Genomic DNA, 12,795 nt, shown 5'->3' on the forward strand with positions numbered 1-12,795 from the left:
CCCGGGAGGGTTGATTCCACCCGCTGATTCCATTTTGGAATCAAACCTAGGCTCGTTGATTCCTCTGATTCCATACTGAACCTCGGAAATGGAATCAAACTCGCCTGGTCCGGGTGGGGTGATTCCACCCGCTGATTCCATTTTGAAATCAAGCCCAGGCTCGTTGATTCCTCTGATTCCATTCTGAGCCCCGGAAACGGAATCAGCAGGCCGGTGTGGTTTCCACTGCTCGCGCGCCGCACGCTTCAGCAGCGTGGACACTGACACGCCAAACTGCTCGGCCACACGCCTCAGGGACTTGCCGCTGCCCTCGTAGCTGCGGCGGATCAGGGGCCAGTCCGCACTCATTGTGCCGCCTCCTCTCTTTGGGTGGACGCATTCTTGGTCCGTTCCGAAGGAAGCTTCCGATGGAGCTTGAGGTAACCGATCACCTCCACGATGTCGTAGCGCACCACGGATCCCAGCTGGAAGTAGGGCAATCCCACCTTGCGCAGGTTGATGAGGTGCCGCACGCTGACCTTCAGCAGGTCGGCAAGTTCCGGTTCAGTGAGCCACGGGTGTGGGCGGGGGGAGGCAGGTTGGTTCATGCTTCCGGGGTTCATGTCAACCGATGCTGATTCGGCTGGCTCTAGGCATCTTCGTTGCGCAACGAAGATGGCCGGTTGGTTGACATCGCCCCCCGTGCATGAGCAATAACATGCAATCAGGGGCAGGCACGCCCGACAAAGCGCAGCCAGGGCAACACCTCTGGACAGCACGCGACGTGGCACATTACGCCCGCTGCAGCCTCCGGCAGGTCAGCTATCTGCGGAGGGAGGGGCTGCCCTTTGTGCACATCGGCCGCCTTGTCCGCTTTGATCCGGCCCAGGTGGTAGGCTGGCTGCTGAGTCAGGATCAACCCACTCCTCGCTCCAAGGAGGTGCTTCCGTGAGACCCTCTGCAACCCATCCAGGCAGCTGCGGCGAGGAGGATCCTGAGACGAACTACACCCGCAGGCAGCGCAGCAGTGATGCCGACTACCAGCAGGCCTACCGGGAATGGGTGGAGTCCCTCCCTCCCGAGGAACGCCAGCAGCTGGCAGCCATGGGACTGGAAAAGCCCCTCATGGCCGACACTGCCGGAAGCGGTTATCATGACGCGGCAGACTCCAGCCGGTGCTCCGTCCTGCCCGAGGACTTCGAACAGGGCCTTGAAGAGGAATCGGATCCTGAGACGGCAGGCCCAGGAAGGGAGGACGTGCTGCACCTGGTCCGCCGGCTCGTGGGCGAGCTGCTGAGCAAGGATAACGTCCGCCTCTCCGTGGAGTGCCTCGCCCTGGCCACCGGCATCTCCTACCTCGGGGATTCGATGACGGAAATCGCCCGTCGTTACGGCGTCACCCGCGCGGCCGTCAGCAAACGCTGCGTGGAATTTACCGACGCCCTCAATCTCAACCCCAGCCGCGCGATGCGCTCCCCGGAAGCCCGCCAAAGCTATCGCCGCCGCCGCATCCACGAACTCAACCAGCAAAACCTCCTTCCATGAGCCTCACCCTCCCTGACTGTTCCAAGTTCACTGTCTCCCGCACCGGTCTCTCGGTGCATTCCACACTCACCTTTGCTGAATGGGCCTCGCTCGCCCCCAAACTCAATGAGGCCTCCCGCTGCATCGGCTTTCTCATCGGGGACTGGCTGGTGTATGGAGAGAAGCAGTTTACCTCCCCCAGCATGAAATCAAAGGCACGCGTGTCCGCCAGAGATTACGCCACAGCGGTTGAGGCGACTGGGTTGGACCGAACGACGCTGGCGACCTATGCGCATGTGGCCAGGCGTGTGCCGCAGGCGATGCGTCATGAGGGGCTTTCCTGGGAACACCACAAGGTGGTGGCGAAGCTGGAGGAGGGGCAGCAGGCACGCTGGCTGAAAGTCGCCGCTGACAGCGGGGAAAGAATTTCCACCCGGCGTCTGCGCAAAAGCATCCTGGCTGGAAGGCTCTTGAAGATTGAGGAGCTGAAGCTCGACCCCGCCGATCGTGGTATTCCCAACCACATTCCCCAGGTGAACCGACTCTGCGCCTGGTGGAGCCACCTTCAGCAGGGGAGGTGGCTGGAGAAGGCATCCCCTCGACAACGTGCACAGCTCAAACGCGACCTGCTGCCAATCGTCCAAATTTATCAGGCCCTCTAGGCGAAGAAGTTCATGGCATGGGCAACGGACTCGGCAGGCGGGGATTGACCTGATGCCAGAAGATGGAGGCAAGCATGCCATCGAGATTCTCCTCGTGCTTGGTGGACCAGGAGCCATTCGCGAGCATGAAAGCCGCCTCCTGAAACCAGGCCGTCAGGGCAGGGTCAACCACGATGGACACGGTGAAGCTGTCGTTGGCAGTCATGGGGGCCGTTGGGCCGCAGCATTGACGACGGGCCTGATAATCATCCCAGACGATCTGGCTGGAGGACATGACCCGAATCAAAAACTCCCTGCCGCCTACAGGAAGGCTGTAGCTGAAGAGAATTACAGGATTTTGGGGAACGGCCATCAGGGTTTTCTGCCGCGTTTGACCTCAGCAATCAGGTTGATCTCGTGCCGAATCCTCAGCACCCAATTGAAGTCCCGCAAAAGGGCTTCCACCTGCTCAACCGTGGCGCGCTGCGGCCACTTGTTCGCCTTCATGTCGTCCCACCAGGCCAAGAGCCTGTTGATCTGTGGCATGTGATTCTTCTGCCCCCGGTCCGCAGGGTCCTGAATCATTTCATCAGGCGTGAGCACCCGCCCGGCGATGATGCTCTTGCGCAGGCGCAGGGTGCTCAGGGCACGCTGGTTTTTCTTGGGCGCGGCGAGCGCCAGCCAGCGGCGTTGTTCGCTGGCAGCAAGCTTGGCAACCACCTTGTGATGCTCCCAGGCAAGGGCTTCGTGGCGGCGGTTCCTGGCGACTCGCCTGGCCACGTAGGCGTAATTTTGCAGGGTGGTGCGATCCAGTCCCGTGGCCAGAATGGCGGCATGGTAAGCCTCGGTGGCGACACGGCTTGAGGCGGGGCCGTTGCGGAAGTTGGCATCGCCATAGACCAGCCAGTCACCGATCACAAAAGCGATGCCGCGCGCAGCGTTGCCCAACGAGGAAGCGACCTGGCTCCACTCCTTGAAGGTGAGGGGTGAAAGAACGTCGAGGCCCGTGGGGGTGATCTGAATCTTGGAATGGCTGGGCAGGGCGAGGCTCATGCGGGATGAAGTTCAGAAAATCATGGCAGCAGGGAATGAACAAGCGATTGGGTGGGAGATTTCGTGAGTCCCAAAATGACCTATCGGTCTAATCAGGACTGCCAAACTCAGCTGTTTCAATCCAGAATTGGCTTGCACCCACATGGTGGACTCCTACGGATTGAACAACCCTGCGAAATCATTCGTTTGGGCTGATGGGTTGCATGACAAAACATGACAACTGAAGCTCACGACACTGCGAAAACGTGCACATGCACCCGCGATAAGGCTTGAGGGAATCCCCGGAAACACGAAGGTTCGCGCATGGACGACACTCCAAACCAAGACCAACGGGCTTGCGTCACATAGCCCAGGGGTGCCGAGCCTTGGCGAGTGCTCCCCTGGGTTGACCCGCACGAAGATGTCCCTGAGCCCGAACCCCAAGGTGGGTTCCGTCTCTTTAAACCGTCTCGCAATCACCCACGACCCCGCAGATTCGGAACCCACGTTGGGGTTCCCGCCTGATAGGAGACCGGTGCTTCAAGTGACCAGGGTAGCCCGCTGCGCGGGCAACCCTTCGCTGTGATACGAAAGGCACGTTGGCCTTTGATACAGCACCGCATCGACATGACGGATCGGCGTTGGGCTTGGAACCGGAGGATGCTTATCACAACATCCCTGCTCATTTCGAGCTTACCCGAGCACAAAGACCAGAATCGCGAGCGAATACAGCACGCCAAAGGCCTCCCAGGCACGCGTCAGCCACTTTGTCCGGCACTCACCCGACTGCACGGAGTTCTGCGGTCGCGTCCGGTAAGCTGAACTGACCCAAAACGGGAAGAAAACAGCGACCACAGTCATCGAGAAGGCGTGGAAACTGACCGCATCAGGATCGGGAATAACGGTCATCGAAGACAACGCCATCGCGCCCACCAAGCTCAACAATGAAGCGGCCAGGGAGATGACAAAGACAGATCTCATGAGGTGGCGAAGGCTTAAAACAAGGTGTGAAAGGCAGAATCCGAGTTGGTATCGGCCCGGCGCTTCGCCTCCCGCTCTTCATATTCGCGTTCATTCTCTTCTCGTCGTGCCGCCGACTCCGCGAGACTGCGGTCCAGGGCGGCGATCTCTTCCTCCGTGAATCGAAGCGCCTTGGGAATCTCCGCCCAGCAAAAGCCGCAGCGCGCCAGCCGACGGCTATACAGGACTTTGTCACAACTCGGGCAGTGGACTTTCATGCGGCGGTTTTACACGACTCCACCCTCCCCCATCAATCCTTTTGTCGAGCCGCGCACACCGCGCTCCAGGGTTCCAAACGTGCTCGACCCAAATCGACTTCCGCTTTGAAACCCGCTGCATAGGCAAGCCCAAGCAAAACCCGGGCTTGCCAACGGATGTCAGCGGCTGCCGACACCCCAGCTCATCGCCGAACTTCACGCTGCCTGTCACAGTCCGAAGGCCGCATCCATCTCCTTCGCCACGCCCGTGAGATAGGCCAGGTCACCTCCAGCCACTTCGGCGGCGAGCCAGCCGTGGAAGTTGATTTCGTGCAGCGCTTTACGCACATCGGCGTAGTCGATGTCGCCCTGGCCGATGGGGGTGAATTTGCTCTGCGCACGGGAGAAGCCCTTCACGTCCAACTTCAGCACCCGATGCCCGAGCTGTCTGATCCAGCCGCCCATGCTGCCGTATTTCCAGTGGTTGCCGATGTCGAACTGCATCCCGACCCAGGGAGAGCGGAACTCATCGACGTACTTTACAAACTTGTCCGCTGTCTGGTTGGAGTCGCCTTCGTGGTCGTAGAGGAACTGATTCCACACGTTCTCGATGACGATCTGCACGCCCAGTTCGGCGGCGAGAGGCACCGCTTTGGCGATGTTTTCCACCGAGCGCGGCCAGATCTCGCTTTCGGGGCCGTCCTCGCCTTTGCCCACCACCAGCAGCACACTGTGCCCGCCCACTTCGCGGGTGTCGCGCAGTGCCTGTTTGAGATTCTCCAGAGCCTTGGCGCGCGTGTCCGCATCTGCACTCGTGTGGCGGATCGCCCAATGCTGGCCGCAGACGCTGCCATCCACGGGCAGGCCGGATTCGGCGATGGCCTTTTTCGTGTCTTCCACCTTGTCGCCGGGGAAGCCCATCTCCACACCCATGAAGCCCGCCGCCTTCGCCGTCTTGAAGCGCTCTGTCAGGTTCCCGCCTTTGATCATGCCGACCTTGAGTGTTTTATAAATCCGGCCTGCGAGCGCATCCGGGATCTTGGGATTCGCCTGGAGCGCAGCGGGAGCGGCCAAAGCGGCGGCGGCAAGGGAGGCTTGATGGAGAAACTGACGGCGTGTGCCTGAAGTAAAAGTTGGGGACATGACCGCACTACGCTTTGGGCGGGCGGTTCCCATCATGCCGTAGATATTTTGGCCGCCGTTCAGCATTCTCACCTTGCCATGCCCATGCACTGCCATGCATTCTTTGACACCACCATGCGCCTCCCTTTCGCCACACTATTCCTTCTCACCGCAGCCGCCAGCGCCGTCACCCCGGATGGCAAACACAAGCTCGTCCTCATCGCCGGGAAGCCCTCGCATCCGCCGGGCATGCATGAGTTTAAAGCTGGCACCACGCTGCTGGAGAAATGCCTCGCCTCCGTGCCAAATCTCGTCGTGGACCGTCACGAGATGGGCTGGGTCAAAGACGAGGCCACCTTTGCCGATGCCGACGCCGTCGTGATCTATGCTGACGGCGGCAAAGGCCACCCTGCCGTGCAGGGCACGCATCTGGAGACACTGCGCGCGCTCATTGCCAAAGGTGTCGGCTTTGGCGTCATGCATTACGGAGTGGAGGTCGTGCCCGAGCTCGGCGGCGCTGAGTTTAAAGAATGGCTCGGCGGACACTACGAGAACAGCTTTTCCTGCAATCCCATCTGGGAGCCGAAGTTCACCAGCTTCCCCGTGCATCCGATCTCCAGCGGTGTAAAGCCCTTCCAGATCGAGGACGAATGGTACATCAACATGCGCTTCCGCCCTGCTTTCAAAGATGGCATCACCGCTGCTGAAGATGCAGGCATGAAGTTCGTGCCCATCCTCGTCGCCACCCCGCCGGACGCCACGCGCGACGGTCCGTATGTTTACCCCAAAGGACCGTACCCGCACATCCAGGCCGAGAAAGGCGCGCAGGAGTCCACCATGTGGGCCGTGGAGCGTGCCGATGGCGGGCGCGGCTTCGGCTTCACCGGCGGGCACTTCCACAAGAACTGGGGCAACGGCGACTTCCGCAAAACCATCCTCAACGCCCTCCTCTGGATCAGCAAAGTCGAAGTGCCTGCCGAGGGTGTCGCCTCCACCGTGACGGAAGACGATCTCTCCCAGAACCTCGACATCAAATCCGCACCGAAGCCGAAGAAGACCGCCATGCTGACTCCGGGAGTGTTTCAGCGCTAAAGCGACCTCATTCATGAATCGCACTGCCATCCTCAATGTCGTCGGCCTGACGCCCCGCCTCATCGGCGAGCACACGCCGAAGATCCGTGCCTTCATGGAGCGCAGTCGCAGTGCTTTGATCGAGCCGGTGGTTCCTGCCGTGACTTGCACGGCCCAGGCCACCTACGTCACCGGGCGGATGCCGAAGGATCATGGAGTCGTGGCGAATGGCTGGTATGATCGCGACTACGCGGAGCATCGCTTCTGGAAGCAGCCCGAGCAGCTCGTGCAGGGGGAGAAGCTCTGGGACATGCTGCGCAAAGGCGACCGTGAGTTCACCTGCGCGAAGGTCTTCTGGTGGTACAACATGCACTCCACCGCCGACTACACGGTGACGCCGCGTCCGCTGTATCTCAGCGATGGCAGCAAGGTCTTCGACATCCACACCCATCCCATGATTCTGCGGGATCGGATGAAGCGCGACCTCGGCGAGTTTCCCTTCATGCATTTCTGGGGCCCGGCCTCCGGCATCGAGTCCTCCAAATGGATCGCCGCGAGCGCGAAGTGGATCGAGGAGAAACACTGGCCCACGCTCAGTCTCGTCTATCTCCCGCATCTGGATTACAACCTCCAGCGCGTGGGCTTGAAGATGGACGTCATCGCCGAAGATCTGCGCCAGATCGACGAGGTGGTCGGCGACTTGATCGACTTCTACGAGAGCCGTCAGATCAAAGTCGTGATCCTCTCCGAGTATGGCATCACGGATGTGGACCGCCCCGTGCATCTGAACCGCATCTTCCGGGACTACGGCTGGGTCTCCATCAAAGAAGAACTCGGGCTGGATACCATCGACCTCGGCGGCTCGCGTGCCTTTGCCATCGCCGATCATCAGGTCGCGCACATCTATGTGAAGGACCCCACGATCATGGATCAAGTCCGCGCCGTGCTGGAGCAGACACCCGGCGTGCAGCAGGTGCTCGGCAAGGTGGAGAAAAACTACGCCCGGCTCGATCACGCCCGCAGTGGCGACCTCATCGCCATCGCCGATGAGCGGAGCTGGTTCACCTACTACTACTGGCAGGACGATGCCAAAGCGCCCGACTTCGCCCGCTGTGTCGATATTCACCGCAAGTGCGGCTATGACCCCGTGGAGCTTTTCATCGATCCGAAGATCAAGTTCCCCAAGCTGAAGCTCGGCCTCACGCTGGCGAAGAAGAAGCTCGGCTTCCGCTACCTCATGGATGTCATCCCGCTGGATGCCACGCTCGTGAAGGGCAGCCACGGACGCCTGCCGGAGGATCAGAAAGACTGGCCCGTTCTCATGGGGGACATCCCCTCGCTGCCCGCCCACTCAGCCGTCCGCGCCGATCAGGTCTGCGGGCATCTGCTGAACGTTTGCTCCCGGCCATGATTGCCACTTGCAACCCGGCCCGAGCCATCCAATCGGGGGCGCGCGCATGAGCGGATTCACCGGCACACTCAACCCCCAGCAACGACAGGCAGCCACGCACATTCACGGGCCGCTTTTGATCCTGGCTGGGGCGGGCACGGGCAAGACCCGCGTCGTCACGGCCCGCATCGCCTACATGATCAATGAAGGCATCAAGCCGGAGCACATCCTGGCCGTGACCTTCACCAACAAGGCGGCTGCCGAAATGCGTGAGCGTGTGAAGGAGATGTGCCGGGGCAACACAGGCAAGAAGGTCATCGTCGGCACCTTCCATGCCTTCTGCGCGCGCCTGCTGCGCGAGTTCGCCGAGCATGTGGGCTACAAGCAGAACTTCGTCATCTACTCCCAGAGCGAGCAGATCAGCCTGATGAAGCGCGCCATGAAGGACCTCCTCGTCAAAGAGGAGACGCTGGACCCGCAGGCCGTGCTCACCAAGATCAGCAAAGCCAAGAACTATGGCGAAAGCCTCGGCGATCCCGAAAAAGACCTCCATGCCGCCGTGGGTGAGAAATACGCCAATGAGATGCGTGCGCTGAACGCCATGGACTTCGACGACCTGCTCTGCCTCGGCGTGCAGCTTCTCGAAGGCAATGCCATGGTGCGCGAGACCCTGCACGTCAGGCATCGCTTCGTCATGGTGGATGAATTCCAGGACACGAACTCCCTGCAAATGCGTCTGCTGCGCGCGCTCGTCCCCGCGCCTTACAATGTCTGCGTCGTGGGCGATGACGACCAGTCCATCTATGGCTGGCGCGGCGCGGAGATCACGAACATCACCGAGTTCGAGAACTTCTTCCCCGATCCCACGGTGGTGAAGCTGGAGGAGAACTACCGCTCCACCACGCCCATCCTCCACACGGCGAACAGTCTCATCATCAACAACGCCGGCCGCCGCCCGAAGACGCTCTGGAGCCGCAACGTCGGCAGTGCGCCCGTGCGCCTCGTGGCCGTGCAGGATGACAAGGAGGAGGCCGAGATGATCGGCAAGGAAGTGGAACGAGCCTTCTTCGCGGACAAGGAGCCCTATGAGTCCTTCGCCGTGCTCTTCCGCACGAATGATCAGAGCCGCATTTTGGAGCAGGCCTTCCGTCAGCGGAAGATCCCGTATCGCGTCATCGGCGCGCGCAGCTTCTTTGACCGGCGGGAGATCAAGGACATCCTGGCCTACCTGACCACCATGCATAATCCGCATGATGACATCGCCCTGCTGCGGGTGCTGAACACACCCACACGCGGCATCGGCACCACCTCAGCGGAACTGGCCCGTGAGCGCTCGATGGAGAAGCATCACAGCATCTGGGTGGCGCTTTGCGATGAAGACTTCCTCCGCCAGATCCCCGAGAAAGCACGCAATGCCATGCGCACCTTCACCGGCATCATCAGCAAGTATGCCGCCGCCGCGCAGAGCGAGGGCGTGATGCTCGCCGAGATGACCGAGCATTTGATCCTGGAGATCGGCTACCGCGAGTATCTGCAAAAGCTGGCCAAGACCCCCGAGGAATACAACGGCTGGGACAACGGCCTGAGCGAGTTCCTCAAGCAGCTCGCCAACTACGACGAACGCAACCGCAAGGACGGCCTCGCGGGCTTCCTCGATGAGATCACGCTCAATGATGAGCGCGAGGACAAGGACGACATCGAGAAGAAGAAAGGCGTCTGCCTCATCACCATGCACGCCAGCAAAGGGCTGGAGTTCCCCATCGTCTATCTGCCGGGCCTGGAGCAGGGCATCCTGCCGCACAAACGCAGCTATGAGGAAGGTCGAGTCGATGAAGAGCGCCGTCTCTTCTACGTCGGCATCACCCGCGCCCGGCAAAAGCTCACCATCAGCTACGTCCGCACCCGCATGAAGTGGGGCAAGACCCAGACCGAGCTGCCCAGCCCCTTCCTGAAGGAGCTCGACCGCACCCATGTCGAGGAGGTGGACTACACCACCCACATGAAGGAGATGGTCAGCCAGGAGGAGACCACAAACTTCTTCGCCGGGCTCAAGGCGATGCTCTCCGACGGCTAACCGCCTCACGTAGAACGACTTTCCAAGTCGTTTGTGCCCACAAGTAGAGCTCTATTTGCCCACACTGAAGGGTCTCAGTGTCCTCACCGAAGGCTCTGAGCCTGTCTGCACCCTCAGGAAGGCGTCAAACCCGTGAAAAAGGGCAGGCCGTAGCGCCGCTACCACGCGCCTTAGCGGCTGTACCACGCGCCTTAGAGCGGCTAAGGCGCGCCTTAGCGCCCGTACCACGCGCCTTAGAGCGGCCAAGGCGCGCCTTAGCGCCAGTACCACGCGCCTTAGCGCGGCCAAGGCGCACCTTAGCGCCAGTACCACGCACCTTAGCGCGGCTAAGGCGCGCCTTAGCCGCCGTACCACGCGCCTTAGCGGCGCTACCACCTGCCTAAATCGGCTCAAAAGGCCCTTTTTTGCCCCAAAATGGCCTAGTAGCGCCAAAAAAATGTTTGCATGAACAGTGAAAACGCCCATTCCGCCGGGGGGAAGATCTTCAAGACCCACTCTTTCACCTCCCGCACTCGCGAGGAGGGAAAGGCGTGGCTGGCCTTGGAGGGCAGCTCCAGGCACGTCCTCCACCCCCAGCCCTGCCATACCCCATTCGCCATGATCACTGGGGCGCGGGGCTTTCTGTTCCTCGGGACAGTCTCATTTCCATACAGCCCCTGCGGAGCCAAAAAGCCGATCTGAGACGTTCCTTCTCAAGCCTCGGAGAGGCGGCAGGCACTAGCCCAACGCTTTAGCGGTGGGTGATGGGCTTTTCCCGCCGTGTCGTCCCACGGCAGGCATAGGCCGCCCTGAAAAGGGTGACCCATGTCCCGGTCAATCTGTTGCCTATTTACCCGGTCCATACCCCGCCTACGCTTTCTTCCTTTCCAACGATGAGAATAGGCTTGTTGTGCGGAGTGCTTCGTCGCAGGATCGGCGGCATGAGACGCTACCTGCTCACCCTCCTCCTGCCGGTTACGGCGATTTTCGCAGCCAGTCCCGAAGTCGCCGAATTCGGCTTTGATAGCCGCTGGAACCGCCTGCCACAGGTCGAAGGAACCTCATTCCCCTCATGGATCACGGGCGTGAATCAGTTCGGTGGCACCTTCGTGGATGAGCCGCGCTGCTGGCGGGTGGATGCAGCGACACCGAAGGGCAAAGCTTGGGTCGAGATCGCCATCGACCGCACCAAAATCCCTAGCGGCAATCTTTTGGCGACCTTGCTTTTTGAAGCGGATGCCGACACCGACTTCGTCGTTCAGCTCTTTGATTCACAGGGGCGCGCCGTCGTGGTGGACCTCTTTGGGAATGTGGTGGACATCGGCCAGCAGGCCACCACGGACACCTTTGTCATTCCATTGGCAAGACATCCCACCGCTGACCGCATCGTGATTCGTCGGGTGCAGGGCGGCCTCCGATTGCATGGCATGGTGCTCTTTCCCGTCGTCTCGGAGGGCGGAGCCGACATGGAGCCCGCCGCGCTACTGGCGCTCGCGAACTCGCTCGGTGATCCTCTCAGTCCCGAGAATCCACTGGTGCCAAGCATCCAAAAAATCGCCCAGAAAAGCCAGGTGCCCGTCGCTCCGGTCAAGGCGGTGACAAAATTCAGCACCAGCACGTCCAAAAAACACGCTCCTGCCAAGCCCGTCGTCTCCGGCTCCGTTCCCGCCGCGCCGACAGAGGGTCTTCTCGCTCACTTTAGCTTCGATCAAAAGGACGCCGCCGACAGCAGCCCTCATGGCAGACACGGTGAAATCAGGGGTGGTGCTGCCATCGTGAGCACCGAACGCGGCACGGCCCTCCACTTGAACAAAAATCCGGGCCACAAGCGACTGGCCAGCGGCGACTCCGTCGTCATCCCCACAGAGCGCAGCCCCAGGCTCAGTGACCGGCTCTCACTCTGTGCCTGGGTGCGTTACCACAGCTTGCCGAAGTCCTTTGGCTCCCAAATCATCTGGCATGGCGACAAACGGCCCGGTCTCGACCCCTGGGTGCTGCATGTGCTCTCCAATGGCAAAGCGGAGTTCCGCTCCGACCGCTCCGTGACAGGCCGACCCACCTTCCGGCTGGCAAAAAACGAGATCCAGCTCACCCCCGCAGGTGAAAAACGTCCCACGCAGCAAATCGCCGTTCAGTCCCCTCTCTCGCTCGAAGCGGGGCAGTGGTATTACGTCGTCGGCACCATGGACATGCTCAGCACCCGCACCCGGACCATGCGACTCTACATCAATGGTGCCCTCGTTTCTGAAATCCAGACACCCGAGGCCGTCGAGTATCCAACGGAAGGCATGTGGACCACGCTCGGAGCCGTTGAAAATGGCGGCTGGCAAAACCTCGACGGCGAAATCGACGACGTGCGCATCTACGACCGCGCCCTCACGCCCGAGCAGGTACAGGCCCTTTACAGCCAGCCGTGGAAGTAATGAAATACCACGTCATGGATTCTTTCGTCCCTGCCGGGACTCTTGGTGATGGTGGCATAATGCCCGTGCCGACCCACGGATAAATCCGTGGGCTAGTGCCTGCCGCCTCTCCGAGGCTCCAAGACGAAAGGCGGGAGGTCAGGCAGCGGGCGCAGGATGTGGTCAGGCATCAGTTCCCCAGTTCCCGCGCCCTGCCCGTGGGCGGCCTCACACCCGGCGGCAACTACCAGTTCTAAGTCCACGCCGTCGGCGGCAGCACTAGCTACAGCGACTGGAGCGACCCCGTGAGCCACATGAGCCTGTAGGCTCCACCGTTTGGAGCCAGACACGGAGAGTGGAGACG

At 60.9% G+C, this 12,795-nt stretch carries 14 protein-coding genes; 8 read left to right on the forward strand and 6 right to left on the reverse strand.

Annotation, left to right across the window (positions count from 1 at the left end):
- Positions 1-344 precede the first annotated feature (344 nt).
- The gene (locus tag AC6FTP_RS00210) at positions 345-587 is read right to left on the reverse strand and encodes a helix-turn-helix domain-containing protein (RefSeq protein WP_497204879.1); all 243 of its coding nucleotides are present in this window, start codon (positions 585-587) and stop codon (positions 345-347) included.
- A 98-nt stretch (positions 588-685) separates the two neighbouring features.
- Here AC6FTP_RS00210 and AC6FTP_RS00215 point away from each other — a divergent pair, with 98 nt between their 5' ends.
- The 3 genes from AC6FTP_RS00215 to AC6FTP_RS00225 are packed head-to-tail and all read left to right on the forward strand — an operon-like array spanning position 686 to position 2,165.
- Positions 686-931, forward strand: coding sequence for a helix-turn-helix domain-containing protein (locus tag AC6FTP_RS00215; protein ID WP_497204880.1), 246 nt, complete (start codon positions 686-688; stop codon positions 929-931).
- Entirely contained in the window at positions 928-1,524 is a 597-nt protein-coding gene (locus AC6FTP_RS00220; protein WP_497204881.1) for a hypothetical protein, read from the forward strand. Before AC6FTP_RS00215 ends, AC6FTP_RS00220 begins: the two co-directional genes overlap by 4 nt.
- Positions 1,521-2,165: a hypothetical protein gene (locus AC6FTP_RS00225; RefSeq protein ID WP_497204882.1), complete on the forward strand. Its 645-nt coding sequence runs from the start codon at positions 1,521-1,523 to the stop codon at positions 2,163-2,165. The genes AC6FTP_RS00220 and AC6FTP_RS00225 overlap by 4 nt, the downstream gene beginning before the upstream one ends.
- Positions 2,166-2,175: 10 nt before the next feature.
- Here the strand turns inward: AC6FTP_RS00225 and AC6FTP_RS00230 are convergent, their stop codons facing one another.
- The 5 genes from AC6FTP_RS00230 to AC6FTP_RS00250 form a co-directional block, all read right to left on the reverse strand.
- On the reverse strand, positions 2,176-2,439 hold the full coding sequence (locus AC6FTP_RS00230; RefSeq protein WP_497204883.1) for a hypothetical protein: 264 nt from the start codon (positions 2,437-2,439) through the stop codon (positions 2,176-2,178).
- A 77-nt stretch (positions 2,440-2,516) separates the two neighbouring features.
- Complete coding sequence (locus tag AC6FTP_RS00235; protein ID WP_497204884.1) at positions 2,517-3,197, reverse strand: hypothetical protein; 681 nt, start codon at positions 3,195-3,197, stop codon at positions 2,517-2,519.
- Between the two features lie 672 nt (positions 3,198-3,869).
- Positions 3,870-4,157 carry a hypothetical protein gene (locus AC6FTP_RS00240; RefSeq protein ID WP_497204885.1) on the reverse strand — a complete coding sequence of 96 codons (288 nt, stop codon included), beginning with the start codon at positions 4,155-4,157 and terminating at the stop codon, positions 3,870-3,872.
- 14 nt (positions 4,158-4,171) lie between these two features.
- Entirely contained in the window at positions 4,172-4,414 is a 243-nt protein-coding gene (locus tag AC6FTP_RS00245; protein ID WP_497204886.1) for a hypothetical protein, read from the reverse strand.
- 207 nt (positions 4,415-4,621) lie between these two features.
- Complete coding sequence (locus AC6FTP_RS00250; RefSeq protein ID WP_497204887.1) at positions 4,622-5,536, reverse strand: sugar phosphate isomerase/epimerase family protein; 915 nt, start codon at positions 5,534-5,536, stop codon at positions 4,622-4,624.
- A 114-nt stretch (positions 5,537-5,650) separates the two neighbouring features.
- Here AC6FTP_RS00250 and AC6FTP_RS00255 point away from each other — a divergent pair, with 114 nt between their 5' ends.
- From AC6FTP_RS00255 to AC6FTP_RS00275, 5 genes are all read left to right on the forward strand, one after another.
- Positions 5,651-6,607: a ThuA domain-containing protein gene (locus AC6FTP_RS00255; RefSeq protein WP_497204888.1), complete on the forward strand. Its 957-nt coding sequence runs from the start codon at positions 5,651-5,653 to the stop codon at positions 6,605-6,607.
- Between the two features lie 13 nt (positions 6,608-6,620).
- Positions 6,621-7,997, forward strand: coding sequence for an alkaline phosphatase family protein (locus AC6FTP_RS00260; protein WP_497204889.1), 1,377 nt, complete (start codon positions 6,621-6,623; stop codon positions 7,995-7,997).
- A gap of 46 nt (positions 7,998-8,043) precedes the next feature.
- Positions 8,044-10,050: an ATP-dependent helicase gene (locus tag AC6FTP_RS00265; RefSeq protein WP_497204890.1), complete on the forward strand. Its 2,007-nt coding sequence runs from the start codon at positions 8,044-8,046 to the stop codon at positions 10,048-10,050.
- A gap of 920 nt (positions 10,051-10,970) precedes the next feature.
- Positions 10,971-12,452, forward strand: coding sequence for a LamG domain-containing protein (locus AC6FTP_RS00270; protein WP_497204891.1), 1,482 nt, complete (start codon positions 10,971-10,973; stop codon positions 12,450-12,452).
- A 95-nt stretch (positions 12,453-12,547) separates the two neighbouring features.
- Positions 12,548-12,688: a hypothetical protein gene (locus AC6FTP_RS00275; protein WP_497204892.1), complete on the forward strand. Its 141-nt coding sequence runs from the start codon at positions 12,548-12,550 to the stop codon at positions 12,686-12,688.
- The last annotated feature ends 107 nt before the right edge of the window (positions 12,689-12,795 follow it).

Origin of the sequence: Prosthecobacter sp. (assembly GCF_044378005.1) — a bacterium.
GTDB lineage: Bacteria > Verrucomicrobiota > Verrucomicrobiia > Verrucomicrobiales > Verrucomicrobiaceae > Prosthecobacter.

Bases quoted from the DNA above. Each gene is read 5' to 3' on its own strand.
- AC6FTP_RS00230 (WP_497204883.1), bottom strand. From the start codon at position 2,439: ATGTCCTCCAGCCAGATCGTCTGGGATGATTATCAGGCCCGTCGTCAA.
- AC6FTP_RS00215 (WP_497204880.1), top strand. From the start codon at position 686: ATGAGCAATAACATGCAATCAGGGGCAGGCACGCCCGACAAAGCGCAG.
- AC6FTP_RS00225 (WP_497204882.1), top strand. From the start codon at position 1,521: ATGAGCCTCACCCTCCCTGACTGTTCCAAGTTCACTGTCTCCCGCACC.
- AC6FTP_RS00260 (WP_497204889.1), top strand. From the start codon at position 6,621: ATGAATCGCACTGCCATCCTCAATGTCGTCGGCCTGACGCCCCGCCTC.
- AC6FTP_RS00270 (WP_497204891.1), top strand. From the start codon at position 10,971: ATGAGACGCTACCTGCTCACCCTCCTCCTGCCGGTTACGGCGATTTTC.
- AC6FTP_RS00210 (WP_497204879.1), bottom strand. From the start codon at position 587: ATGAACCAACCTGCCTCCCCCCGCCCACACCCGTGGCTCACTGAACCG.
- AC6FTP_RS00235 (WP_497204884.1), bottom strand. From the start codon at position 3,197: ATGAGCCTCGCCCTGCCCAGCCATTCCAAGATTCAGATCACCCCCACG.
- AC6FTP_RS00265 (WP_497204890.1), top strand. From the start codon at position 8,044: ATGAGCGGATTCACCGGCACACTCAACCCCCAGCAACGACAGGCAGCC.
- AC6FTP_RS00240 (WP_497204885.1), bottom strand. From the start codon at position 4,157: ATGAGATCTGTCTTTGTCATCTCCCTGGCCGCTTCATTGTTGAGCTTG.
- AC6FTP_RS00250 (WP_497204887.1), bottom strand. From the start codon at position 5,536: ATGTCCCCAACTTTTACTTCAGGCACACGCCGTCAGTTTCTCCATCAA.
- AC6FTP_RS00245 (WP_497204886.1), bottom strand. From the start codon at position 4,414: ATGAAAGTCCACTGCCCGAGTTGTGACAAAGTCCTGTATAGCCGTCGG.
- AC6FTP_RS00255 (WP_497204888.1), top strand. From the start codon at position 5,651: ATGCGCCTCCCTTTCGCCACACTATTCCTTCTCACCGCAGCCGCCAGC.